Here is a 25,224-nt window from a genome sequence, read left to right as displayed (position 1 = left end):
ATGGCCTTCTGCCGGGGAGAGCAGGATTCAGCCAGGGGCATGAGACGGAGCCCGAGCCGGTTCCGGGTGGCCGGACACCGCCCCACTGCGGGACCGGCTCGTCGGGGGCTCTGGAGTGATCAACGGCAACAACCGTGTGCGAGGGCACCAGTTCGACCGTGACGGCGGGGTCACCCGGGGCGCCAGGAGGCGGGGGTACGCCGACCTCCTGCCGGCCTCCCGCTGCCAGGGGACGAACCGGCTACCCGAGGTCCCAACGGGCGCCGCCTGGACGAGGCTGTTCTCGACCTTCGACCACGCCTTCCCGGCCGACACTCAGGCCGGAGAGGCCGCGGGGTCCGGTCAGGGCGAGGCCACTCCTCGCCGTCGCAGGTGGCACAACACGGCAGCGGCGTACCTGCGCCCGCGGCTGAAACGAGGGGCCGACCTCACCCTGCCGACCGGCGTCCTGGCGGACTCGGTTGTCGTTGGCAGTGGGCCGGGCCGTGGGGATCGAGGTCCTGGGCGGTAGTCGGCGGCACCGGTTTCGCGCGTCGCGGGAGGTCCTGCTCTCCGCTGGCACCTGTGGCTCGGCCCAGTTGCTGCTGCGCTCAGGCGCTTCGGTCCGGCCGCGCAGCTGCGTGAACACGGGGTCGATGTCACCTCGCCGAAGGGCGCCCTGGTGAGCCGGGGCCGGATGCGACTTCGGCCGGCTGGTCCCGCGGCCGGGATCAACCAACAAGGATTCATGAGGCATCAACCATCAAGAGGTGGGATTTCATGACTGACAACGCCGAGTCGGCCGCTGTTCTGTTCGCCCCGCTCGCTATCAACAAGGTGGCGCTCGCCAACCGGATCGTCATGGCCCCGATGGCGGCGTTGTCGGCGCGCCCGGACGGTCGGCCGAGCGAGCAGACGATCGCGTTTCTGCGTGAGCGGGCCAAGGGCGGCGTCGGCTTGATCATCCTGGGCGGCACGACGGCGACTCGCCGCGCCTACGCCGAATCACGGGTCAAGGCGATCCTCCGATTCGATGACGATCGTTTCGTGCCTGACCTCCAGCAGGTGACGGACGCGGTCCACGCCCATGGGACGCCGATCTTCGCCGAGCTCACCGCCTCGTTCGGGACGATGGCCAAGCCCTCCTCGAAGTTGCCGCTCATCGCGGCGAGTCCCAAGAACGTCGTGGTCAAGCCGGGCAGGTTGCCCCGAGGTGTCATCGCCCCGTTCGAGGTGGCCACCCCGACGCCGCGGGAGGCGACGGTCGAGGAGATTCGTCAGATCGCTGAGGAAATGGCCATGGCCGCCGTGCGCGCACAGCGGGCCGGCTTCGACGGGGTCGAGGTCGCCGCGATGATGAGCTATTTCCTCGCGTCGTTTCTTTCGCCCAGGTCGAACTGGCGTACCGATGACTACGGCGGGAGTGTCGAGAATCGCGCCCGGGTTCTGGTGGACATGGTGCGCCTCATTCGCGAGCAGGTGGGGGACTCGTTCCCGATCGGCCTGCGCATCAGTGCCAACGAGCATGTCGAAGGCGGCCAGGGGCCCGAGGGGTTCGCGGCCATCGCGCGGCACGTGGAGCGCGCGGGGCTGGATTACGTGGCCCTGACCGACGGCAACTACGAGGCGATGGACCACATGGAGACAGACACGCCGACGGTCGCGCACGGAGAGGCGAAGATCTTCCGCGAAGCCCTGTCCTGCCCGCTGATCATCGGCAGCGTCCAGATCCCCGAAGGCGCAGCGCAGATCGTCTCCGAAGGCCATGCCGACGCGGTGATGCTCGCCCGTCCGCTGCTCGCCGACCCCGAGTACGCGAACAAGATCCGCGACGGGCGCGTCCAGGACATCGTCCAGTGCGACTACCACAACCAGTGCATGCGCCGCATGATCATGGGGATGCCCATCCGCTGCACCGCGAATCCCCGGATGGGCCGCGAGAGCCGACAGCCCGGTGGGCTCCCCCCGGTCGACCGCCTGGTCAAGGCCCCCATCGAGCGGGCCGTGCTCGCCGCGAGCGGCTCCCGGCGACTCATGGACGTCGTCGGAAAGGTTGCCAGGAAACGCTCGTGAATCGACACCCATCCCAAGGTTTATGCCCCTAGCCGCGTAGTTCAAGGAGGAACCGTGGCCGTTGTACCCATGACAGACATCGACATGTTCACGACCTCGGATCAGCGCACTCGCCACGAGCAGTATCGACAGTTGCGGGATCTGGGCGCCGTGGTCCGGCTGCGTGAACCGGACGTGTACGTGATCACGCGTTACGCCGAGGTCAAAGCCGCGCTGGCCGATCACGCGTCGTTCATCTCCGGCGACGGCGTGGGAATCAACGCCGAGGTGAACCAGATGATCCGAGGCACCACTCTCGCCAGCGACCCGCCGGAGCACGACCTGCTGCGCTCCGTCGTCGCGGCCGGGCTGAAGCCCCGTGCCATACGTGGTCGTACCGAGGAGATCACCCAGAAGGCACGGAGCCTGGTCGCCGAAGTCGTGTCCCGGGGCGAGATCGACGGTGTCAAGGAGTTGGCCGAGGCGATGCCGATGTCGGTCATCCCCGACTTCCTCGGCCTCCCCGACCGCAATCGGGACAAGCTCTACGAGTGGGCGAAGGTGGGCACCGACCTGCTGGGCCCGGTCACAGAGCGCACTCCGCACAACATCGAGATGTCCATGCGCATGCTCGAGTTCAATCATGAGCTCGCCAAGAACCGGGAGGTCACGCCGGGCACCATCTGCGCGGACATGCTCGAGGCAGCCGATCAGGGTGTCATCTCCCCGGAGAAGTGCCCGCTGCTGTTCATCGACTACATCGGTCCTTCGCTGGAGACCACGGCCGCGGCGATCGGCCATCTGCTCGTCATCTTCGCCGAGCGCCCGGACCAGTGGGCAGCGCTTCGCGCCGAGCCCGGGCTGGTCGCTTCCACGATCAACGAGGTCGTCCGGTTCGAGAGTCCCTTCCGGGGCTTCACCCGCGTCACCGCGCGTGACACGGAGCTCGGCGGGGTGGCCATCCCGCGAGGCGCTCGGGTGTGGCCGCTCACCGCCTCCGCGAACCGTGACGAGCGGAAGTGGGAGCGCGCGGACGAGTTCGACTTCCGCCGTAATCCGATCGACCACCTCGGGTTCGGACACGGCACGCACGGCTGCGCCGGCCAGGGTGTCGCCCGCCTTGAGCTGCACGCGCTGATCCACGCGCTGCTGGAGTCCGTCGAGCGCATCGAGCTCACCGGCGATGCGGTGATCGCGGAGAACACGATGGTGAACACGTATGCCGCGATCCCCGTCCGGCTCGTGGCGAGGAACGCGGCCTGATGCGCGTCGAGGTGGTCCGTGAGCGCTGTGAAGGACACGGCCTCCGCCGAGAGCGGGCGCCGACGATTCACGGTCCTGACGACGAGGGCTGGGTGGCCTTCGTGTACGAGAACCGGCAGGTGCCGGCGGACAGGGAGGATGCCGCGGTTGTCGGTGCCGGTGTCTGCCCTGTGGCCGCGTTGCCGGTGCGGGCGGACGTGTGACGCGTAAAGCCGCTTTCCCGCGACGTCGTTGTCGGCCCTGCCGCCTCGGCAGCGGCGGCAGGGCGCGATCTCGGACATGACGTCGAGGCCGTCATGATCCGCGAGAACACACGAGACTCTGTTCCCTAAGGGTATCAGTAAGTAAGATGTGACACATCACGCCCGATCGTCGTGGATGGCGTGCTCGGGTCGCTGCTGCCTTCGTGCTCACTGGGAGACCACAGGCCCGGCCCTCTCCCGTCGACGGACTCGCGGCCCGAGGGTTCTTCTTTCTCCCCGCGTACCAAGGAGCCGGCAAGGCGGTTGGTCTTTCGCCGAGGTGTGCCCTCGGCCGCCGGGCTCGACCGCGAGTACACCAGTGTGCTCGGTGGGCCGGCGCGGCGGTCGTGGATTCGGAGCCGCGCGCCCGCGAGGGCGGACGGACTTCCCGGCCGCCGATGCCTCGCTCACGCCGTCCAGCGGTGTGGGGACCGTGAAATTCCGCAACCTTTCAAGGAGGAGATCCATGGTTGGACAGAGCGAACCGGACCCCGTCGTCGCGGGCGATGTCTGGCGAAGGGGCGACGAAGGGTACGAGGCCGCGCGGCAGGCTGCGGTCTGGCACCAGCTGAAGCCCAATCGGTATCCGGACGTCATAGTCCGGGTCAAGAACGAGCAGGACGTCGTCGAGGCTGTGCGTCGTGCGCGCAAGGAGGGCTTGAAGGTCAAGGCGCGCGGTGGCGGCCACAGCATGACCGCGTCGTCGGTCCGGGACGGGCTGATGATCGACTTCTCGGAGTTCTGCGAGTACACGATCGATCCGCAGGCGCGCACGGCGACGGTGACGCCGAGCGTCACCGGGGACGACTTCGGCGCGGCGGTGCGCGAGCACGGGCTCTTCTTCCCCGGCGGCCACTGCCCGGGTGTCGGCCTGGGCGGATTCCTGCTCCAGGGCGGCTTCGGCTGGAACGGCCAGGCGATGGGAATGGCCTGCTCGAGTGTGCGGGCCATCGACGTGGTCACCGCCGACGGGGAGCTCATCCACTGCGATGACACGACCAACGCGGACTATATGTGGGCCGCCCGTGGTTCGGGTTCCGGCTTCTTCGGTGTCGTCACACGCTTCTACCTCGACCTCCATCCGCTGCCCGCGTCGATTCTGTCCAGCCTCTACGCCTATCCGATGGACGCGCTCGACGACGTGCTTCCGTGGTTCCTGGAGACCGGGCCTTCACTGCCCCGGTCGGTCGAGCCGTTCCTGATGTGCGCGACACCGCCCGGCCTCGACCAGCGCCTCCTGCTTGTGTTCGCGGTCTCCTTCACCGACACCGAGCAGCAAGGACGTGACGCGCTCGCTCCGTTCGAGACCTGTCCGGCGATCGACCGGGCACTGGAGCACCGTTACGCGAAGCCGGCCTCCTTCGACGAGCTCTACGCCTTCATGAGCGCGGCGGCTGTCCCTGGCCGCTACTGCGTGGACGGCATGTGGACGCACGAGTCTCCCGCCACGCTCGTGCCGAAGTTCCAGGAACTGTTCGACAGTTTTCCCAACCCGAAGTGCCACATCGGCTTCTATCCGTGGCACGACGCGGACGTGCCGAACGGCGCCTTCTCACTGCAGGCCCCGCTCTACATATCGCCGGTCGCCGTCTGGGACGACGAGAAGGATGACGCACACTGCATCGAGTGGGCGACCGGGCACATGCGGCGGCTCGAGCCGTACTCGGTAGGGATCATGCTCGCCGACGAGAACCTCGTCAATCGCCCTGCTCCGTTCATGGCGCCCCAGAATCTGGAGCGCCTGGAGCAGCTACGTGCGAAGTACGACCCGAGCGGCCTTTTCCACAGCTACCTGCTGAGCTGAGCCTCGTCGGCGCGCTCACGCCAAAGCCCGCACGCCGGCAGTGACGAGCGGAAGCGGGAGCGCGCCGACGGGGTCGACTTCCGCCGTGATCCGATCGACCACCTCGGGTTCGGACACGGCACGCACGGCCGCGCCGGCAACTCACCGACGATGCGGTGATCGCGGAGAACGCGATGCTGAACACGATGGTGAACACGTACGCCGGGATCCCCGTCCGGCTCGTCGGCGGACGTGTGAGGCGTCAAGCCCCGTCCCCGCGTCGCCATCGTGGGCCGGGGTCTGCTGCCGCCTCGGCCGCGGCGGCACCGCGCGATCTCGGACATGACGCGGGGAAGGTCGTTGTCCGCGAGAACACCCGGGACTCTACCCAGCACCTGAGGTTTCAATTATGATGCACTGACATATCAATCTCCTCGATGGCGGCATCGCGGCGGTCATGGATCCGGAGCCGCGCGTCCGATGGGCGGACGGAGTCCGGGCCGCCGAGGCCTGGGCCATGCCTGGCCTGCCCGCCGCCAACATCGACACAACGGCCATCGTGATCGCGGAGAACGCCGCGATCACGGGATGGGAGAGTTCCGTGGTTGACAATTCCGAACCGGCGCACGGCGAGGTCCGAAAGGATCCCGGCCGTTTCCGTGAAGTGCTGTCGGTGGTGCCGAGCGGCATCGCCGTGGTGACCGCCGTCGACGGCGGCGAACCGGTCGGGCTCACCGTCGGCAGCCTCATCATGGTGTCGACGGACCCGTCGCTGGTCGGGTTTCTGCCCGGAGTCTCGTCGACGAGCTTCACCCGGATACGCCGGTCCGGTTCCTTCTGCGTGAACGTGCTCACCGCGCGGCAGGAGAACGTTTCCAACGCCCTCGCCAAGCCTGGGGGCGACAAGTTCGCCGGCCTGTCGTGGCGTCCGGCACCGGTGACCGGCTCACCGGTGCTGGAAGGGGTGGCGGCGTGGATCGACTGCCGGCTCACGGCCGTGCACGAGCACGGCGACCACTTCGTCGCCATCGGGGAAGCGGTCGACTTCGACGCGGTTCCGGGGGAGCAGCCGCTGGTGTTCCACCGCGGTCGATACGTGGGTCTGGAGACCGGGAATCAGGCACTCGCGTAGGTCCGTTCCGCCGAGACGCGGCGGCTGAGCGCGAAGGAGGCGTTCATGAAGCTGTTGACGTATCGCATCGGTGACGAGGAGTCGTTCGGTGTGCTGTCGGGTGACGTGGTCATCGACGGTGCCGCGGCACTCGCCGGGGACGCGACCTCGATCCGCGAGCTGCTGGAGCGAGACCTGCTGGGTCCGCTGGAGCGGCTCAGCGAGCGGCGTGCGGTCACCCACCCACTGGCGGACATCGAGTACCTGCCGCCGGTCCCCGACCCCGCGAAGATCCTTTGTGTGGGGGTCAACTACGTCGACCACCGGGAGGAGACGGGGCACACCGAGAAACCGGAGCACCCGACCGTCTTCAGCCGGTTCGCCGACACCCAGGTCGGCCACGGACACCCCGTCGTGCATCCGCCGAACTCGAAGCAGCTGGACTACGAGGGCGAGGTCGCGATCGTCATCGGACGTCATGTGTCGGCGATCGAGACGGACGCCGACGCGCGGGCGGCGATCGCGGGCCTGTCCTGCTACAACGACCTGAGCGTGCGGGACTGGCAGCTGCACAACAGCCAGTGGCTGCCGGGCAAGAACTTCGCCGGCATCGGTTCGTTCGGCCCCTGGCTGGTCACCATGGACGAATTCGACGACCTCGGGTCGGTGCGGCTCACCACCCGAGTCAACGGGGAGGTGAGGCAGGACGCCACACTGGACGACCTCATCTTCGATTTCACGGCCATTCTGCGGTACGTCACCGGGTTCACCCGGCTGGCTCCCGGCGATGTGATCGTCACCGGGACGCCGGGCGGGGTCGGCCTGGCCGCCAAACCGCCGCGTTTTCTCGCTCCCGGTGACGTGACCGAGATCGAGGTCTCCGGTATCGGTGTCCTCCGGAACGAAATCGTGGCAGCACCGGAGGGTCCGAACTGAACGTTCGAAGGAATCGGCCGCGGCCTGACCTGTCGACCGACTTCCGATTCTGATTCCTCACTGTGGCCACTCGGCCACCATCCGGCCGGAACTCCTCGTTCGCCGAACAAGCAGCGCCATTGCGGTTGTCGGCGCGATGTCACATACCCGCGGTCACTGTTCGTCGGCGTGGCGGGCAGCCCGTCTTGTCAAGGGAGACACCAATGTCAGGGACCGAACCCAAGCCCGCCACCCCGACCTGCGACCTGTTCATCGACGGGCGCCGGGTCCCGGCCGAGGCCGAGCGGTACATCGACACCAGGGAGGCACTGACGGGCAAGCCGATCGCTCGGGTCGCGGCCGCTTCGGCCGCCGACGCCCGCCGCGCGGTTGATGCCGCTGCCGGGGCACTTCAGGCATGGTCAGGACTTCCTCCGGCCCGGCGCCGGGCGGTTCTGGAGCGGGCGGCGGCGCTGCTGGAGGCGCGAGCCGAGGACATTTCCGCGGTCATGGGCGCGGAGATGGGGGCGACCCGGCCGTGGTGCATGTTCAACGTGCACGTCGCCAAGGGCATGCTCGTCGAGGCAGCGGCGCAGGCGTACTCCGCGGTCGGTGAGGTGATCCCGTCCGACGTGCCGGGGCTGACCGCCCTGGGGATCCGGCAGCCGGCCGGGGTCGTCGTGGGCCTCGCACCGTGGAACGCACCGCTGATCCTTGGCGTGCGGGCGATCGCGATGCCGCTCGTCTACGGCAACACCGTGGTACTCAAGGCGTCCGAGCAGACGCCGTGCACCCAGGCCGCGATCGTCGACGTGCTGCACGAGGCGGGCGTGCCGGCCGGGGCCGTCAACCTGGTCACCAACGCGCCCGAGGACGCCGCCGAGATCGTCGAGGCCCTGGTCGCTCATCCCGCCACGGCTCGGGTGAACTTCACCGGGTCGACGCGGGTCGGCCGGATCATCGGCGAACTGGCTGGTCGCCACCTCAAGCGTGTCGTGCTGGAACTGGGCGGAAAGGCGCCTCTGGTCGTGCTGCCCGACGCCGACCTGGAGGCCGCCGCGGCGGCGGCCAGTTTCGGCGCGTTCATGAACCAGGGCGAGATCTGCATGTCGACCGAGCGTGTGATCGTCGATCGTACGGTGGCCGACGAGCTCAGCCAACGCCTGGCCGATCGCGCCGCCAAACTCGTCGTCGGACCGCCCGATGACCCGTCCTCCCAGATCGGTCCCCTTGTGCACACGCAGGCCCGTGACCATGTGCTCGCGTTGGTCGAGGACGCCCGCGCGCACGGCGCCGAGGTGCTGGCCGGTGGCGATGCGGACGGGCTCTTCGTCCAGCCGACCGTTCTTCGTGGCGTGACACCGCAGATGCGGATCTATGCCGAGGAGTCGTTCGGGCCGGTCGTCTCGATCATCGAGGCCGACGGCATCGACGATGCCGTGGCCAAGGCCAACGACACCGAGTACGGGCTGTCCGCCGCGGTGTTCGGCCGGGACGGCGGAGTCGCGCTGGACGTGGCGCGCCGGATCCGGTCGGGGATCTGTCACATCAACGGCGCCACGGTCCACGACGAGCCGCAGATGCCGTTCGGAGGCGTCGGTGCCAGTGGCTTCGGGCGCTTCGGCTCCAGGGCGGCGCTGGAGGAGTTCACCGAACTCCGCTGGGTGACGATCCAGTCGGGGGAGCGGCACTACCCGATCTGATCGAGGTAACAGCACGGCTGGACCGGGAGACATCGGCCTGAGTCAACCGGTCCGGCCTCTGCCGCATCCCCCCGGGCCGGGGGATGCGATCCCGTGGACACGGGCGTCGAGCGTGGTGCTCCCCGGGCAGGCGGCGGTAGCCCGCCGCAGGTGGTTATGGGCGAAGGACCAACTTGCCGTGCGGGTGGCCGGCTTCGCTCAGTTCCTGGGCCTTGGCAGCGTCGGCGAGGGGGAGGCCCCGGTCGATACGGACGCGCAGCCGGCCGTCGGCGGCGAGGCGGGCGTAGCCGGCGAGCGTCGGCCCGAACTGGCTGCTGGCCTCGGCGGAGATGGGGATGCCCAGTTCGACGGCTCGCATGTCGGCGATGGTGACGATACGTTCGGTGGTGCCGCCGCGCAGGTCGATGGACACCTCCAGGGCGTTGTACCCCGCGGCGTCGTACACGGCGTCGATGCCCTGCGGGGCGGCGGCGCGGACTCGGTCGGCGAGGCCGTCGCCGTAGGTGACGGGCGTGACACCGAGGGAACGCAGATAGTCGTGGTTGGCCTCGGACGCGGTTCCGATGACGGTGGCGCCGCGGGCCACGGCGAGCTGGGCGCCGACGGAGCCGACTACGCCTGCGGCCCCGTGCACCAGCAGCGTCTCTCCGTCCGTCACCCCGAGGGCGTCCAGCACCCGGTGGGAGGTCTCGGCGGCGACGGGCAGCGCGGCGGCCGACTCCCACTCGAGGCCGGCCGGTTTGGGCGCGAAGTCCGTGGCCAGGGCGTAATCGGCGTAGGCGCCGGTGACGGTGAAGCCCAGCACCTCGTCCCCCACCGAGACGCCGGTGACTCCCTCACCGACCTCGTCGACGATGCCGGCCGCTTCCGAGCCCGGGACGGCGGGGAAGGTCACGGGGATCATCTGCTGCAACCAGCCGCGGCGAATCTTGTAGTCGATAGGGTTGATGCCTACGGCCACGATCTTCAGCCGGACCTGTCCGGGGCCTGCGTGCGGCTCCTCGACCTCCGCGAGTCGCAGGACCTCGGGGCCGCCGTACTCCGCGTACACGATCGCCTTCATGTATGTCACATCCCGTTGTATGCGTATGCCGCCGGGGAAGCGGCTCGTGGGCAACGACTCCATCCTCGGCAGGGACGGCTTCACTTCGGCTGTCCTTTCGGACGGTTTTTGCTGGCCGAAAGGACAGCCGAAGTACGGGGTGGGCTGGCTAGGCTGGTGGCCATGGACCTGATGGCCGCTGTCGATGTGATCCGGGCGCCGCTCATCGAGACGTTGCCGCGCCTGTCCGCCGCCTTGGCCGGGGCGATTCCCCACCGAGGGCTGGCCGATCTGTCCGCCAACTGCGCGTACGCGCCGTTCAAGGTCCACGGGGAGTCCCCCGGCAAACCCGGCTCGGCCATCACCACCGCCGAAGTGGCAGCGCTGCGGCTGCTGGTGCCGGCCGAGGGAAGCTGGCAGGGCCGGGCCAGGATGGCGGGCGTCGACGTGCCCGTGCTGGCCCTGGCCAACGACATCACCGAGCAGGGTGCGCTGCTGGTGCTCGTACGGACCGAGGACACCCCCGTACAGCAGGAGCACCTGGCGGACGCCCAGGCGCTGTGGGACCTGCTGACCGCGCACCGGGAGGGACTGAGCACCGAGGCGATCCCCGTGACGCTGGGCGTGTCGCGCGCGGCGGCCTCCGCACGCGCCGTGGCCATCTCCGATCTCGGCGACGCCCACGGCGCCGCGCTGACCGCGCTGCTCGGCGTCCTGCGCGACCGTGGCCTGGACGACACCAACGCCCGGATACGCGCCATCGACCTCGCCGTCACCGCCCAGGCCGAACTGCGCTCACACGCCGAACTCGACCAGGCACTGGTGGAGGAACGGGCCGGACAGGCCTTCGAGCGGCTCGCCGACTCGCTGCGCCGGATCCTGCGCGCCCGCGGCGTACGGCTGGACCTCGGCACCCCTGGCGCGGAGGAAGGCGTGGACCGGCTGTTGCCCGGCGATGTCGTCAACACGGCGTCCTCGGCGGTCCGGGCCACCGTGCACGCCTCGTTGGAGGACGAGGGGCACGGGCCGGAGGGTCGTCAGGTGAGCCGGATCCACATCGGCTGGAAAGTGGATGCGGACGCCCTGCGGGTCACCGTACGGGACGACGGACCCGGAACCCTGTCCCGGAGCTCTCTCGACGCACGCAAGGTCATCGACCGGCTGACGCCGCTCGGCGGGCGGTTCGAGGTGGACTCGATACCCGAGTGGGGCACGACGGTGACCATCGAAGTTCCCCTCACACCACCCGACACACCGCGCCAGGACCCGCTGACCGGACTGGGGGCACGGGAGCTTCAGGTGCTGGGACAGCTGGCCCGTGGGCGGCGCAACCGGGACATCGCCCAGGAACTGCACATCAGCGAGTCGACGGTGAAGTTCCACGTGGCGAAGATCCTCGACAAGCTGGGCGTCAACTCCCGAGGTGAGGCGGCAGCCCTCGCCCATGAGTGGGGTGCGGCGTAGCCGGCCGGGCATGAGCGTGACGGTCGCGATGTGCTGATGCGCGTCCCCGCCGGCGGGCGGGGGCATCGCCGCCGACGTGCTCGGCGTGCCCATCGCGGTGCCGCCCTCCCCCATGCGACCGGCTTTCCTGGCCTCGGGGTACTACCACGGCTCCGCCCCGTCCCGGTCGTCGGTGGCGTCAGCCCCTGCCACCACGGCCGGATGCGGCGTGCCGGGGCAAGGACCCGACACCACCCGGATCGCCCCCCGGCTTCAACAACCCTGCTGCGACACGGCGTTGGCGAAGGTCTCCCACCTCCACTCGAACCAGCAGCGCCTCACGGGGCAAACAAGATCTCCGACAGAGCCGAATCACGCAGTGGCACGATTTCCGTGGTGGTGACCGATGGCCACCGTGCGAGTGTGTGAAGGACGCGGTTGTGTGACTGCTGGATGTACTTGCGTGTGAGCTCGGCGGCCGTTTCGCCGTCCCGGCGACTGAGCGCCTCGCTCCAACCCGCTATGTACTGAGGGGAGACGGAGAAGATCAACACTGCATCGTTGAGGAGCGACAGCACCCGCCTCAGCTCGCCGGCCACGGCACGGTACGCACTGATGATGTAGGGATTGTCCGTGGCGTCCACCAGTACCGCGAACGTGTCCTCCGAAAGTTCGAGCCACCGTTGGGTCAACTCGCGGCTGGGCAAGCCGGTGGGTGCCAGCTCCAGGAACTGCTCAAACCCCGCGACCACACGGTCGAGCTGCCCCCGGGGGGCTCCGGTGATACCGCGGCGCACCGTCTCCGGTCCGAGGAGCTCCCAGAAGTCGAAAAGGTCGTCGACTCCCTTGAGTGTCATCGGTTTCACCCTGTACCCCCGGCGAGGCTGCGTGTCGACCAGTCCTTCATGGTCCAGTCTCGTCAGCGCCTCGCGAACAGCGGAGATGCCCAGCTTGGTCTCAGCGACGATCTGGCGCTCGGTGATCCGTTGTCCAGGGGGGAGGCGACACGAAAGGATGTCCTCGCGGAGGCGACGGTAGGCGATCTCGCGCAGCGGAATTGCCTCAGGCTCGTAAACGACCACGATGTGTCACCTTCGTCTGTCGGTAACGATCTCCGCTTCTCACACTACTTCGAAGCTAGCATCTCTCATGCGCTCGGTGCTACGTCAACTGCGCTGATCTGTCATGTCAGGTGCTTTCCCGCGCCGGAGGGACTGGGCGGCCTCGATTTCCCGGAAGCGCTTGGAGTCGCCCGGCGTTCGGCGCCGGGGGGCCGGGCTGTGGTGTCGCGCTTGGTTGCAAGAACATTCTTGCTCCGACCCGTCTGAGCCATTCCCATCTGAAGTGTCAGAGTTTATATTGTGACACATCAAATGTGCCTTGATGGCTGCCGGGTCGACTTGCCGGCACCAAAGTCGCAGACAGGAGGGCCGTTCGATGCCGGATGCAGTGCCTGGCGTTTCCTCGACCACCGACGGGTTGCGTGCCAGGGTGACAGCGTGCGACCCGAACTGGTCATACCTGGATTGGGACGGCCAGTCCGCGGGAGTGGCGGTCGCGGGGGCGGGCGGATGACCATGCGCATCGCGGACCCGCTCCAGACCGCGTTCCGAGAGACCATGGCCGTCGTGTGCACGCCGGTCGCGGTGATCACCACCCGGGGGCAAGGCCTGCCGTACGGAACCACCGTGAGCGCCTTCACGTCACTGTCCATGGACCCGCCCATGGTGCTGGTCTCGCTCGACCGGCGCTCGCAACTGCTTGAGGTCGTTCGTGTCAGCGGCACGTTCGGAGTCAACATCCTCAGCAGTACGCAGGCCGCTCTCGCGGCACACTTCGCGCGTAAGGGCGGAACGGGGAAGTTCGCTGACGTCGCCTGGTACGACGACTCCGGCCTGCCACGCCTTCCGGGTCTTGCCGGGTTCCTCAACTGCCGGGTCGCACGCCTGGTCGACGGTGGTGACCACCTTGTGGTGTTCGGTGATGTCGTGGCTGCGGACAGCACCGCCAGTACACCTCTGACCTACCACAACCGGGAGTTCGGAACGCATGTGAGGCTCGAGGAGGCTTCGTGAGCAGGGGCTGGACACCTGTGGAGGCGGTGCGACCTGATCGGCATCGGTTGCGCCGGACCGGCCACGTGTGCCCGACCTGCCGAGCTTCGCAGGTGTCCGTTGCCGGTCGACTTGATCAGGCTTCAGCGTGAGGGCCGGCGCAGCTCCGGGACCGCGTTGGGGAAGCGTGCGTTTCAAGGCCCTGCTCCTGCAGCGAACGCCCCGAGCTGCGTCAGCACGGGGCGTTCGGTCTGTCGACATGGCTCTTCACTGCCTCGGATTGCGCGTCATTCCTGTGACTGCGCGGCGAACCGTCCGGTGATCACCGCACGCGCGAGGGTGTGCATCCAGAGGTTGAACCCCAGGTATGCCGGGGTGGCATTCGGGTTCAGGTCGAGCTTTTCCGCGTCGACCGCGTGCACGGCGATGTAGTACACGTGCTCGCCGGTGCCGGGAGGCGGTGCGGCACCGACGTAGCGCTTCAGGCCCGCGTCGTTGGCCAGTTGCCAGGCCCCCGCCGGCAGACCGGGGCCGGAGTCGTCGCCCGCCCCTGCCGGGAGTTCCGTCACCGATGCCGGGACGTCGGCGACCGCCCAGTGCCAGAACCCGCTCGCCGTCGGCGCATCCGGGTCGTACACGGTGATGGCGAAGCTCTTGGTCTCGGCGGGGAAACCCGACCAGCTCAGGTGCGGGGAGGTGTCGGTGCCACCGATCCGGCTGCTGATCTGTGCGATCGGAAGAACTTTGCCGTCCTGTACGTCACTGCTCTTCAGCGTGAACGCCGGGACCTTCCCGATCTTGTCGTAGGGGGATTCCATGGTTGTTGTGCCTTTCGTGTCGGGGTTTTCGATGAGAATCTGACGGTGTGCTCGCCCACCGCCTTTTCGCCGAGGGGAACACGGGGCACCGGTCGGCTCGGCCGCGGCACCCTGCCCGTCGCCGGGCTGGATGGGCTCGGTGAGCACCGGGGCTGCCCAGCCGCCCCAGCGACCTGCCGAGCCGGCACGCCGAGATCCCGGTGGAGAAGGTTCGGCAGCCGATTTCCTGTGCTGGTCCCGCGTCTGACCATGGATTTCTCGTATGATCCGGCAGGGCGTACTGAGGCGCGGCCCCGTCGTCCGTGTTGCCAGGGACGGGGCGCTCGGATCGGTGGTGGGTAAGCGTGTTGACGCAGCCTCTGTTGAGCACACGTCACCGGCTTCCGGCCCTCGACGAGGGGCCATCAAGCTGTGATGGCGGTCCCCAAGGACATTCGCGTATCCAAGAGGACCGCCATCACGGGCCTTCCGGGAGGACCGCCTCTGATCACGACTGGACCGGCGCGGCTCGCTCGTGCTTCAGGGGCTACGGCTTCTCGAGTGCCGCGAGTGCCGCCAGCACTTCCTGCGGCGGCGACGACGCGGCCTGCACGCCGGTCACCGCCTGTGCTGTCAGCTCCTGTTGCAACGGAACGTCCGCAAGTGCGGCCTGCAGACCTTTCAGGGTCCAACGCTGCTCGGCGTTGTTGAGGTGATGGCTGACAGTCCAGCCGTCGAACACGGTCAGATCGTCCCCGACGATGCCGAAGACCCGGCCGGTGTAGGGGCAGAGCGGCGACGCGAGATACAGGGCGACAGCCGCCACGTTGTCCGGGGCCATGCGGTCGAAGCCCTCTTCGACCGGCTTCATGAGATCGGGGGCGACGGTCGCGCTGACACGCGTCCGCGCGGCCGGTGCCACGGCGTTGACGCGGACGCCGAGCTCGGCGAGGTCCAGCGCGCACTGGACGGTCAGGGCGGCAACGCCGGCTTTGGCGGCGGTGTACATGGGGTTGCCGGGCCAGGGGTTGAGCCCGACGCCGGACGTCATGTTGACGATGCTGCGCCCCGGCTGCGGCCCCGTCTCACGCCAATGGGCGGCAGCCCAATGGGAGACCGCACCGGTGCCGGTGAGGTTGACCGCGATGGTTCGCTCCCAGTCGAGCCGTGAGATGGCGTCGATGGTTCCGAAACGCGATATGGCGGCGTTGTTGACGACGATGTCGAGTCGTCCGAACTCCTTCAACGCCGCTTGCACCAGGGCACCGGCGCCGTCCCAGTCGGAGATGTCGTGGGTGTCGGCCACGGCTCGGCCGCCGGCGGCGACAATGGCCTGCGCGACCTCCTCGGCCGGCCCGCTGTTCGAGTCGCCTTCGCCGTTGAACTCTGACTCACCGAGATCGTTGACGACCACGGCCGCACCTTCGCCGGCCAGTGCCAAGGCGTGCTCTCTGCCTATGCCGCGGCCACCGCCCGTAACGATCGCGACTTTGCCCTCTAGGAGTGCCAATTTCCTCTCACTTTCCTTCTTGCTGACGGCGATGGGTTGTGCGTGGCTCAAGGCAGGCCGCCTGCTACGGCTCCGGTGCGAAGGGGGCTGCGACGGGTACGTCTGTCGCCGCCTTCTTCCGGCCGTCACCCGGTCGATCGATGTCGGCCGCTCGAAGGCCGGGGACGGCTGAACGGCCGGACAGAGCGGCATGCCTGCTTTCCGTGGAAGGCGATCAGGTCCTCGCCCGGGACGCGGGCGCGATGCGTCAGGTCGCTGGGCAGTGCGCTCGAGCAGGCGACGGTATGGGTGTCCGGACCGGGGGAGGGGCAGTCATGGTGTGCTCCGTGGGGGGTGAGCTCGGATGGGATGGTCGCGTCGTCCGTGGTCTCGCGCGCGAGGGGCTCGGGCGTCCGCCCAGGGGGTGCCGTCGTGGGGAAGGCCAACTCTGGAATTTCAGATCGCCTTATCTGATACTTCAAGTTGTGGGGTCCACGAAACAGCGACGAAAAGGGTTTGTCAATGGCCGCGTGCCAAGTCGGCCGATCACTGTTTCCCCTTGTGCGCGCCGGCCGTGCTGCTCAGAGACCGGGACGTGGGAGGGGGCGGGACCGCGTGGTGGCCGGGCAGGTCGCCGCGCGATCCCGCGAGAGTTGAGGCGTACCGCGGCCACATGCCGCGGACGGCCCGACTACCAGGATCCGATTGCGCGGTTGAAGCGGAGCTGATGGCGTGGCGTCCGACGACGCCGAAGCCGAAGGGGCGGACAAGCCCCGGCGAGATCGCGGGACCCCGCCGGCGCGGCTGTACGCCTTGGCGCCTGCGTAACCGTCGCCGGCCGTGACCCGTGCGCTCCGGACCCGGGTCAGGGCACGTCGGCGCCGACGGGCAGGGCGAAGGCGATGGCCTCTGCGGCTAGGCGGACCTTCTCGCCGTACGGGGTGAGGAGTTCGGGAGACATGCGGCTCTTGGGGCCCGAGATCGACAGTGACGCGACCGGCTGCCCGTGTCCGGGGTGGACGGCGGCGCCGACGGAGACGACGCCCTCCTCCAGTTCCTCCCGGCAGACCGAGAAGCCGGCCTCGGTGATGGCGCGGAGCTCGGCCCGGAGTCGGTCGGGGTCGGTGATCGTGTGCGGGGTGACCGCGGGCAGGCCGCCGGCGATGTACGCGTCCACATCCTCCTGCGGCAGGGCGGCGAGGACGGCTTTGCCGTTCGACGTGGCGTGCAGCGGTCCCCGTGCCCCGAGGGGTGCCACGGCTCGGACCGGCTGGGGACTGTCGACCCGCTCGACGAGGACGACTTCCCGGCCGGCGGGAACCATCAGGTGCACCGTTTCGCCGACTTCGGAACCGAGGTCCCTCATCGTGGGCAGCGCGGCAGAGTGCAGTCCTCCGCGGGCGCCGACGGCGCTGCCGACGACGAAGGCCCGGACGCCGACCTGCCACCGGCCCGTGCCCGCCTGCTGCTCGATCCAGCCGGACTCCGCGAGTGTCGCCAGACTGCGCTGCACGGTGGTCTTCGGCAGGCCGAGGGTCCGCGTCAGTGCGCTCAACCCGACCGGCTGGTTGACCGCCACGGCTTCCAGTACCTGCAGTGCGGTGGTGACGCTTCGCATCGTCCTCGCTTCGTTTCCGGGCATCTCGCTGGGCGCCTCTCCCCGTGATGCTCCCACACCGGCGGGACGGTGTGCCGGGGCCGCCCCGCCCTGGACGGGTCCGTCGAGACGGTGCGGATCTCCGTGCCCCCGTCGCGCCCGGTCTCGAAGAGCCGCTGGGCGAGAACGCCTCCGGAAGCGGGGTGCGGGACAACATCGGCTCGCGGGACCAAGGGCCCCCGTCCCACCCGCTTGACGCTCCCGGAATCCCAGGCCTAACTTTGCCAGGGGTTCACAAGACGGTCCACTGGTCCGTATTGCGGACCAGTCTCCAATGAAGGGGCGCAATGACAGCGACCGCGGAGTCCGCCGAGCCCGGCCCGGCCTTCCTACGGGGTGTGCGGGTCCTCGATGTGACCGGGGCCCTGGCCGGCCCTTATTGCACGACCGTCCTGTCCGACCTCGGCGCGGAGGTCCTGAAGATCGAACCGGTCACGGGTGACCGCATGCGCGCACGACGGATGGGCCCGGATCGCAGACCGATCCCCTTCGACCTGACTCATCGGGACAAGAGGAGCCTCGCGGTCGACATGAAGTCGCCGGCGGGAGCCGACATCGTGCGGTCCCTGGCACAGCGCAGTGATGTCCTGGTGGAGAACTTCCGGGCGGGCGCGATGGCGCGGCTCGGACTGGGCTACGAGGATCTGCGTCCGGAGTGCCCCGGCCTCGTCTACTGCTCGATCTCGGGTTTCGGGCAGTTCGGGCCGATGCGCGACGCGAAGGGCATCGACCTGATCGCGCAGGCTTACAGCGGGCTGATGTCGGTCACCGGCACCACCGACGGGCGGTTGGCCAAGGCAGGGTTCCCCGTGTCCGACGTGGGGACCGGAATGTGGGGCGCGATCGGTGTCCTGGCCGCCCTGCTGCGCGCACGTGCCGGCGGCGGCGGTGCGTACGTCGACGTCGCGCTCGCGGATTCGGTGGCCGCCTGGTCGCTGTGGGAGGTCGCCGACTACGTGGCGACCGGGGTGGAACCGGCCCCGTTGGGCACGGCACACCGACTGGCCGCCCCCTACGAGGCGTTCACCTGCTCAGACGGCGCCACCCTCGTGCTCGGTGCGGTCGACCGGGCGTGGGAGGCGCTCTGCGCCGTCCTGGAGCTCGATCTGCGCGACGATCCGCGCTTCGCCACGGAGTACGAGCGCTTCCTGCACAGGGTGCCCCTGGCGGAGATCATCCAGGCACGCTTCGCCGCGGCTCCACGGGATCACTGGATGAGCGCGCTCCGTGCGGCCGGTGTCCCCTGCGGCCCGGTCAACGGCATCGGCGACATCCTCACCGACGAGCAGTTCGCCGTACGCGGCCTGTTCGTGCACGACGAGGAGCGCTTCGCGGAACCGACGATCGTGAACACACCCATCGTCGCCGACGGGGCGCCGCGTGCCCGTGGCCGCGCGCCCGAAGTGGGCGCGGACACCGTCGCGATCCTCGCCGAACTGGGATACGACGACGACCGGATCGCCGACCTGGCCGAGGAAGGCGTCGTCGGAGTGCACGATGCCGGTGGGGCCGCGACCGGCGCTGTTCGCGCGAGGACGGAGGCGGCCACCGCGACCGCCCGGAGCGCCGAGGCGCGGAAATGAATCAGGAGGGCACCTTCATGACCACTCCAACTCACGCTTCACCGTTGGACTGGACGGACGGGCTCGGTCTCGCCCGGGTCCTGCACGGCGGTGGACCCGTGGTCGCGCTGCGGCGGGACGGGGCGCCGAAGGCGCGCCTCGCCCTGGTCGAGGGCCAGGTCTTCGACGACCTGCCCCTGCTGCTGGAGGCGGCTGGCGGCGACCCGGCGGCCATCGAGGCCGGCACCGTGATCGACGCGCCGGACCATCAGCTGCTGAGTCCGGTCGGTCGGCCGGGCAAGGTCATCTGCCTCGGCCAGAACTACCTCGCGCACGTGCACGAGGGCGGACGCGACGCGGGACCCGCTCATCCCGATCTGTTTCCGAAGTGGCACACCTCGCTGGCAGCGCCTTACGCCGACGTGGCACTGCCGCCGGAATCGGACCAGATCGACTACGAGAGCGAACTCGCCGTGGTCATCGGTGCCCGTGCGCGTCGCATCGCGGTCGAGGACGCGGAGAGCGTCGTCTTCGGGTACACCGCGGCCAACGACGTCTCCGTCCGCGACTTCCAGTTCCACACGCCGGGGCGGATCGCCGGCAAGGCATGGGACGGTCTCACTCCCCTCGGCCCGGTTGTCGTGCCCGCCGCCCGACTCGGCGGCGCACGGCCCGACCTCGCCATCAAGGGCACGCTCGACGGGAAGGTGCTCCAGGACGACCGCACCTCCCGGCTCATCTTCGGCATACCGGAGCTGCTGGCCTACATCACCACCATGATGACCCTGGAGCCCGGTGATCTGATCATCACGGGCACACCGTCCGGGGTGGGGTTCGTGCGTGAGCCGAAGGTCCTTCTCCAGCATGGCTCGGAGTTCGAAGTGCGCATCGAGGGGATCGGCGCGCTGCGCAACCGCTTCGTCGACGAGAAGACCGGATGACCGCGTTGACCGTGACCTTCTCACCAAGGATCCGCACCGAGGTACGGGACGCGGTCTGCACCGTGGAGATCAGCAACCCGGCTCGGCACAACGCGTTGTCCGTGGCGATGATGACCGAACTCGCCGTCGCACTAAGGGCGATGGACGAGGATCCGGACGTACGCGTGGTCGTCCTGCGCGGCGCCGGTGAACGGGCCTTCGTCTCCGGCGCGGACATCAGCGAGTTCCCGGGGCGACAGGACGATGCCGCACGGCGGGCGGCGGACGACGCGGCCACGACGCTGTTCACACGGCTGTCCGCGCTCTCCGTGCCCGTCATCGCCCGCATCCACGGCTACTGCCTGGGCGCGGGCATGGCCCTCGCGCTGGGCGCGGACCTCCGCTACGCGGACACCCGCAGCGTCCTGGCCATCCCGGCCGCCCGACTGGGCGTCGGCTACCCGCTGGAGCAGACCGCCGCACTCGTACAGACCGTGGGCCCGGCCGTCGCGAGCGACCTGTTGTTCACCGGACGTCGTCTCCCGGCTGCGGAGGCACACGCCGTTGGGCTGGTGGACCGCGTCGTCGAACCCGACGAGCTGGGCAAGGCCGTCGACGAACTCGCCGCGACCATCGCCGCGAACGCCCCTCTGTCGGTCCGCGCCGCCAAGGCGTCCGTACAAGCCGTCCGACGCCTGAGCGAGGGCGACGAAGCGGCAGGCAGCGTCGCGCTGGGCCACGCGATCGAGGCCGTCGCCCGCTGCCGCACCTCGAACGACCTCCGCGAAGGCGCCCTGGCCTTCCTGGAGAAGAGGCCCGCGCGCTTCAAGGGCCACTGACACGCACCCGAAGACCGACGATGGGAGAACCCCGTCATGGGGACATCACTGAAGGGCCGGACCATCGTGATGTCCGGCGGCAGCCGCGGCATCGGGCTCGCCATCCTCACCGCCGCGGCCCGCGAGGGCGCCAACGCGGTGTTCCTGGCCAAGACCGACACGCCCGACCCGAGGCTGCCGGGCACCGTGCACACAGCGGTCGACGCGATCGAGGCCGCCGGCGGATCCGCCGTCGCCGTGGTCGGCGACGTCCGTGAGGAGGCCGACGTCGAGCGGGCGGTCGCCACCGCGGTCGATCGGTTCGGCGGCGTCGACATCTGCGTCAACAACGCCAGTGCCCTCGATGTGCGGGGCACCGAGGAGCTGCCCCTCAAGCGCTTCGACCTCATGCAGTCGATCAACAGCAGGGGCACCTTCCTGCTGACCCGGACCTGCCTGCCGTACCTGAAACAGTCCGACCAGGCCCACATCCTGACCCTGTCACCGCCGCTCAACCTCGCCCCGCGCTGGCTCGGCGTCCACCCCGCCTACACACACACGAAGTACGGAATGACCCTGCTCACCCTCGGCTGGGCAGCCGAGTTCGCGGAGCACGGCATCGCCGCGAACTGCCTCTGGCCGCAGACCATGATCGCGACCGCCGCGGTGTCCAACGTCCTGGGCGGCGAGAACGTCGCCTCCCGGTCACGCAGCCCCGAGATCACGGCGGACGCGGCCCTCGCCGTGTTCTCCCGCCCGCCGCGCGAGCGGACCGGCGAGACCCTCGTCGACGCCGAAGTCCTGGCCGAAGCCGGTATCACGGACCTGGCCGGGTACGGCGGGGGGCCGCAGCCGGAGCTCGACTTCTTCGTGGATCCGCCGCAGGCCGGATGACCGCCCGGTGTGTGGCCGGAGAACCGGTCACACACCGGGCGGTAGCGGCAGGCGTGCCGCATGTCCCGCACGGACTGCCCCGCCAGCAGCCGACGCTGACCAGCGGCCGGTTCATCGGCCCTGGTAGGTCGCCTTGCCCGGGCCGTCACGGAGGAACGAGGTGACCGCGTCGTGCAGGTCGTCGGTGGCGAAGAGGGCACCGGACACCGCCGGCACGGCGTCGTCCGCGGCCCGCACGCCGTCGCGGACAGCCGTCGCGACCAGCCGCTTGGTCGCCGCGTGGGCGCAGGTAGGGCCCGCTGCGACGAGGCGCGCGTACTCCCGCGCCGCCTCGGTGAAACCCTCGTCCGGGAGAACGCGGTTCACCACGTTCCAGCGCTCGAGGGTCGCCGCCGAACAGCGCTCCCCTGTGTAGATCAGCTCACGGGCTCTGGCCGGCCCGGCACGTTCGGCCAGGCGCTGAGGCCCTCCCATCGAGGGCGTCAGCCCTACGACGATCTCCACCAGCCCGAATGACGCGGACTGAGCAGCAAGCAGGATGTCGCACCCCAGAGCGATCTCGAACGCCGCGGTGAGGGTCAGCCCGTGCGCGGCGAAGACCGTCGGCACCGGCAGCTCCTCCAGCGCCTGGACGATCCGCACCAGCCGCTTCCACAGGGCCCCGGCGCGCTGCACCGCACCGGGGCTCTCCGCGATCGCGGCGAACGTCGCCACGTCGACGCCGCCGGAGACGACTGTGCCCCGTGCCTCGATGAGCACCGCTCTGGCACGATCGGGGCGCGCCGGATCGGTGACGGCGGCAAGCTCGTCGACGACCTGCTCCCACGCGGCGAACAGCGCCTCGTCGAAGAGGTTCAGCGGCGGCTTGTCGAGTATCACGACCGCGAGGGCACCGTCGCTGTCGTACTCGATGCGGACCGGTGATGTCATCGGTGTCGTCCCTTCAGAACCATGTGTCATCGGTATCGCGCGCCGTCGTGTCCAGGCGCGCGAGGAGGTCGAACTGCGGCTCGGCGCAGGGCAGTTCACAGCGGTAGAAGTAGCGGCAGGCCTGCCGTTTGCCCTGCCGCAGGGAATCGTCGCCGTCGCAGGTGGCGAGGAACTGCTCCAGCCAGATCCAGGCCACGACGACATGGCCGGCGGCCTCCAGATACACCGACGCGTTGGCCAGGCGAACGCCGGCGGGCACGTCGGCGGTGTGGATCGTCCGGGTCACCTCTACGAGCCGGGTGAGGGCGTGATCGAGAGCCGCCGCGAGGTCGCGCGCCTCCCCGCCGACGGCACAGGCCCGCTCGATCGTGGCCCGGACGAGCGCTTCGAGAGCGCCGAGGCCCGCCCCGCCGTCCATGACCACCTTGCGGCCCAGCAGGTCGAGGGCCTGAATGCCGTGGGTTCCCTCGTGGATGGCGTTGAGCCGGTTGTCCCGGTAGTGCTGCTCCACGTCGTACTCGCGGGTGTACCCGTAGCCGCCGTGGATCTGGATCGCCAGGTCGTTCGCGTGCAGGCACCACTGGGAAGGCCAGCTCTTCGCGATCGGCGTGAGGACCCCCAGCAGCAGACGGGCCCGTGTCCGCGCCGCGGCGTCGGCCGCGCTCCGCTCGTCGTCGAGCAGCCTGCCGCAGTAGAGGACGAGTCCCAGCGCGCCTTCCACGTAGCACTTCTGAGACAGGAGCATCCGCCGGACGTCGGCATGCTCGATCAGGGCCACCGGCGGTGCGGCGGGGTCCTTCACCCCCGCGGGACGTCCCTGGGTGCGTGTCCGGGCGTACGCGAGGGACTTCAGGTAGCCGGTGTATCCCAGTGCCGTCGCCCCCGCTCCGACGCCGATCCGCGCCTCGTCCATCATGTGGAACATGGCGACGAGACCCTGATGCGGTGCGCCGATGAGGTGACCGACGGCGCCCGGCTGGCCGTCTGGCCGGTACCCGCCCTCGCCGAAGTTCAGCAGGGTGTTCGTCGTGCCGCGGTATCCCATCTTGTGGTTCAGCCCGGCGAGGACCACGTCGTTGCGCTCGCCCAGCGCGCCGTCGGCTCTCACCAGGTACTTGGGCACGAGGAAGAGCGAGAGGCCCTTCACGCCGGGCGGGCCGCCCGGAATCCGCGCCAGCACCAGGTGGACGATGTTCTCGCCCAGCTCGTGGTCGCCTCCGGAGATCCACATCTTGGCGCCGAAGATCCGGAAGGTGCCGTCGTCGCGGGGCTCGGCGCGGCAGGTGATGTCGGCGAGCGAGGATCCCACCTGCGGCTCGGACAGACACATGGTGCCGTGGAAGCGACCCTCGACCATGGGGCGGACGTAGGCGGCGACCTGTTCGTCGGTGCCGTGGGTGAGCAGCAGGTTGGCGCCTGCCACCGTCAGCATGGCGTACGCCCACGTGCTGATGTTGGCAGCCTGGAACCAGAGGAAACAGGCGGTCTGGACGACCTGCGGGAGTTGCAGGCCTCCGACACGGGCGTCCATGCCGCCGCTGAGCAGTCCGGCGTCCGCCACCGTGTCGAGGGCGGTCTTGATGCCGGGCGGTACCACGGCCAGGCCGTCGACCACCTTCGGTTCCTGCTCGTCGTTCAGCCTGTTGTGCGGTGCGAAGCGTTCCTCGGCGATCTGGGTGCAGAGGTCCAGGACGGCGTCGAAGGTCTCCCGCGTGTGATCGGCGTACCGTTCGCGCTTGATGAGCGTTTCGACGCCGAGCCAGTCGTAGAGCATGAACTCCAGGTCACGGCGTGACAATAGGAGTGAGTGAGGCGTTGGGGACGAGGCTGCCATGGAGCGCTCCAGTCGTGGGCGGTCGTGGTCCCGCTGGTTCAGCGGCACGGCCTCGGGGTGACGGTCGACTCCACGAGGACTCCCGTGTCCGAGCCAAGGGCTTTTGAGGGGCGCCTCAGCGACGTCACCCTCCAAACGGCTGATGCACGCTGACACAGCCGAGTCACCGCACCGGGACGCGGGTCCTCGCACCGAGCACGTCGTCGGCGCGCATTCCGACCGTCCGCGCCTCGACGGTGAGACCGGTTTCGAGCGGGACGGCCGCCGCGGCCGTGGTCCACTCCGCTCCGCCGACACCGGTGAGCACGGTGCACCGGCCTTGCCCGACGAGGCCGAGCGTCGAGACGTACTCGGTGCCGTGGGGGAGCCGGACATGCGGCGGGTGGGCGCCGGGACGTGTCGTCGGGTGACAGTGGAGCTCGGGGGCTCGCGTGTGGGCGGGCAACGGCGTGCCGTCGTCGACGACGGATGTGTACGGCAGTCCCGACTCCACGCCGTAGCAGTTGAATTGGTGGTCGATCAGCCGCACTGCCTTCAGACAGGTCGGCTCGGCGGTCCGCCCCGGCCTCGCCCGGGGCGAAGAGATCGTCGACGGCCGCCCAGACCTGCTCGGCGGTCTGCCCGTAAGCCGAGCAGGTCGCCTCGCTGGGCGGTTGGAGTTCGGCGATGCTCTCGATCGCCCGGTCGATCATCTGGCGCTCCACCGGCTCGCGCGCGTCGTGGTAGGTGTCCAGCA

22 protein-coding genes are annotated in these 25,224 nt (G+C 69.3%); 14 read left to right on the top strand and 8 right to left on the bottom strand.

Features of this window, described 5'->3' with window-relative positions; genetic code table 11:
* The first annotated feature begins 473 nt into the window (after positions 1-473).
* The 8 genes from AB0P24_RS12450 to AB0P24_RS12415 all read left to right on the top strand — a co-directional run bounded on the left by AB0P24_RS12450 (position 474) and on the right by AB0P24_RS12415 (position 9,048).
* A complete protein-coding gene (locus tag AB0P24_RS12450) occupies positions 474-665 on the top strand; it encodes a GMC family oxidoreductase N-terminal domain-containing protein (protein ID WP_365793124.1) in 192 nt (63 codons plus the stop codon).
* Positions 666-759: 94 nt separating this feature from the next.
* Positions 760-2,052, top strand: coding sequence for an NADH:flavin oxidoreductase (locus tag AB0P24_RS12445; RefSeq protein ID WP_365792974.1), 1,293 nt, complete (start codon positions 760-762; stop codon positions 2,050-2,052).
* 54 nt (positions 2,053-2,106) lie between these two features.
* Entirely contained in the window at positions 2,107-3,294 is a 1,188-nt protein-coding gene (locus AB0P24_RS12440; protein ID WP_365792972.1) for a cytochrome P450, read from the top strand.
* Positions 3,294-3,497 carry a ferredoxin gene (locus tag AB0P24_RS12435; protein ID WP_365792970.1) on the top strand — a complete coding sequence of 68 codons (204 nt, stop codon included), beginning with the start codon at positions 3,294-3,296 and terminating at the stop codon, positions 3,495-3,497. The genes AB0P24_RS12440 and AB0P24_RS12435 overlap by 1 nt, the downstream gene beginning before the upstream one ends.
* Positions 3,498-3,864: 367 nt before the next feature.
* The gene (locus AB0P24_RS12430) at positions 3,865-5,340 is read left to right on the top strand and encodes an FAD-binding oxidoreductase (protein WP_365792968.1); all 1,476 of its coding nucleotides are present in this window, start codon (positions 3,865-3,867) and stop codon (positions 5,338-5,340) included.
* 436 nt (positions 5,341-5,776) lie between these two features.
* A complete protein-coding gene (locus AB0P24_RS12425) occupies positions 5,777-6,451 on the top strand; it encodes a flavin reductase (RefSeq protein ID WP_365792966.1) in 675 nt (224 codons plus the stop codon).
* Positions 6,452-6,496: 45 nt separating this feature from the next.
* Complete coding sequence (locus tag AB0P24_RS12420; protein ID WP_365792964.1) at positions 6,497-7,366, top strand: fumarylacetoacetate hydrolase family protein; 870 nt, start codon at positions 6,497-6,499, stop codon at positions 7,364-7,366.
* Positions 7,367-7,569: 203 nt separating this feature from the next.
* Positions 7,570-9,048 (top strand): aldehyde dehydrogenase, encoded by a 1,479-nt coding sequence (locus tag AB0P24_RS12415; RefSeq protein WP_365792962.1) that lies wholly within the window; start codon positions 7,570-7,572, stop codon positions 9,046-9,048.
* 154 nt (positions 9,049-9,202) lie between these two features.
* Here AB0P24_RS12415 and AB0P24_RS12410 read toward each other — a convergent pair whose 3' ends face one another.
* The gene (locus AB0P24_RS12410; protein ID WP_365792960.1) at positions 9,203-10,111 is read right to left on the bottom strand and encodes an NADP-dependent oxidoreductase; all 909 of its coding nucleotides are present in this window, start codon (positions 10,109-10,111) and stop codon (positions 9,203-9,205) included.
* 162 nt (positions 10,112-10,273) lie between these two features.
* Here AB0P24_RS12410 and AB0P24_RS12405 point away from each other — a divergent pair, with 162 nt between their 5' ends.
* Entirely contained in the window at positions 10,274-11,554 is a 1,281-nt protein-coding gene (locus tag AB0P24_RS12405; RefSeq protein WP_365792958.1) for a LuxR C-terminal-related transcriptional regulator, read from the top strand.
* Between the two features lie 317 nt (positions 11,555-11,871).
* On the opposite strand, the gene AB0P24_RS12400 is transcribed toward AB0P24_RS12405, so the two are convergent.
* Positions 11,872-12,615 carry a GntR family transcriptional regulator gene (locus tag AB0P24_RS12400; protein WP_365792956.1) on the bottom strand — a complete coding sequence of 248 codons (744 nt, stop codon included), beginning with the start codon at positions 12,613-12,615 and terminating at the stop codon, positions 11,872-11,874.
* 537 nt (positions 12,616-13,152) lie between these two features.
* Between AB0P24_RS12400 and AB0P24_RS12395 the strand changes: the two genes are divergently transcribed.
* Positions 13,153-13,608: a flavin reductase family protein gene (locus AB0P24_RS12395; RefSeq protein WP_365792954.1), complete on the top strand. Its 456-nt coding sequence runs from the start codon at positions 13,153-13,155 to the stop codon at positions 13,606-13,608.
* 266 nt (positions 13,609-13,874) lie between these two features.
* Here AB0P24_RS12395 and AB0P24_RS12390 read toward each other — a convergent pair whose 3' ends face one another.
* The 3 genes from AB0P24_RS12390 to AB0P24_RS12380 form a co-directional block, all read right to left on the bottom strand.
* Positions 13,875-14,405: a YbhB/YbcL family Raf kinase inhibitor-like protein gene (locus AB0P24_RS12390; RefSeq protein WP_365792952.1), complete on the bottom strand. Its 531-nt coding sequence runs from the start codon at positions 14,403-14,405 to the stop codon at positions 13,875-13,877.
* Positions 14,406-14,931: 526 nt separating this feature from the next.
* Positions 14,932-16,086 (bottom strand): SDR family NAD(P)-dependent oxidoreductase, encoded by a 1,155-nt coding sequence (locus tag AB0P24_RS12385; protein ID WP_365792950.1) that lies wholly within the window; start codon positions 16,084-16,086, stop codon positions 14,932-14,934.
* Between the two features lie 652 nt (positions 16,087-16,738).
* Positions 16,739-17,491: an IclR family transcriptional regulator gene (locus AB0P24_RS12380; protein WP_365792948.1), complete on the bottom strand. Its 753-nt coding sequence runs from the start codon at positions 17,489-17,491 to the stop codon at positions 16,739-16,741.
* Positions 17,492-17,817: 326 nt separating this feature from the next.
* Between AB0P24_RS12380 and AB0P24_RS12375 the strand changes: the two genes are divergently transcribed.
* From AB0P24_RS12375 to AB0P24_RS12360, 4 genes are read left to right on the top strand one after another with little or no spacing between them, the layout of a single operon-like run.
* A complete protein-coding gene (locus tag AB0P24_RS12375; RefSeq protein WP_365792946.1) occupies positions 17,818-19,113 on the top strand; it encodes a CaiB/BaiF CoA-transferase family protein in 1,296 nt (431 codons plus the stop codon).
* Positions 19,114-19,130: 17 nt separating this feature from the next.
* Positions 19,131-20,033, top strand: a complete 903-nt coding sequence (locus AB0P24_RS12370) for a fumarylacetoacetate hydrolase family protein (RefSeq protein WP_365792944.1) — start codon at positions 19,131-19,133, stop codon at positions 20,031-20,033.
* Positions 20,030-20,851 carry an enoyl-CoA hydratase-related protein gene (locus tag AB0P24_RS12365; RefSeq protein ID WP_365792942.1) on the top strand — a complete coding sequence of 274 codons (822 nt, stop codon included), beginning with the start codon at positions 20,030-20,032 and terminating at the stop codon, positions 20,849-20,851. Before AB0P24_RS12370 ends, AB0P24_RS12365 begins: the two co-directional genes overlap by 4 nt.
* A 36-nt stretch (positions 20,852-20,887) precedes the next feature.
* A complete protein-coding gene (locus tag AB0P24_RS12360; RefSeq protein WP_365792940.1) occupies positions 20,888-21,724 on the top strand; it encodes an NAD(P)-dependent oxidoreductase in 837 nt (278 codons plus the stop codon).
* Between the two features lie 111 nt (positions 21,725-21,835).
* Here AB0P24_RS12360 and AB0P24_RS12355 read toward each other — a convergent pair whose 3' ends face one another.
* The 3 genes from AB0P24_RS12355 to AB0P24_RS12345 all read right to left on the bottom strand — a co-directional run bounded on the left by AB0P24_RS12355 (position 21,836) and on the right by AB0P24_RS12345 (position 25,017).
* A complete protein-coding gene (locus AB0P24_RS12355) occupies positions 21,836-22,654 on the bottom strand; it encodes an enoyl-CoA hydratase/isomerase family protein (RefSeq protein WP_365792938.1) in 819 nt (272 codons plus the stop codon).
* 13 nt (positions 22,655-22,667) lie between these two features.
* On the bottom strand, positions 22,668-24,452 hold the full coding sequence (locus tag AB0P24_RS12350; RefSeq protein ID WP_365792936.1) for an acyl-CoA dehydrogenase: 1,785 nt from the start codon (positions 24,450-24,452) through the stop codon (positions 22,668-22,670).
* 199 nt (positions 24,453-24,651) lie between these two features.
* The gene (locus AB0P24_RS12345; protein WP_365793128.1) at positions 24,652-25,017 is read right to left on the bottom strand and encodes a hypothetical protein; all 366 of its coding nucleotides are present in this window, start codon (positions 25,015-25,017) and stop codon (positions 24,652-24,654) included.
* Positions 25,018-25,224 lie beyond the last annotated feature (207 nt).

This window comes from Streptomyces sp. NPDC086519, assembly GCF_040686075.1.
GTDB lineage: Bacteria > Actinomycetota > Actinomycetes > Streptomycetales > Streptomycetaceae > Streptomyces > Streptomyces shenzhenensis.
The sequence above is the reverse complement of the archived record's forward strand: the minus strand, read 5'-3'. Positions and strand labels throughout refer to the sequence as shown.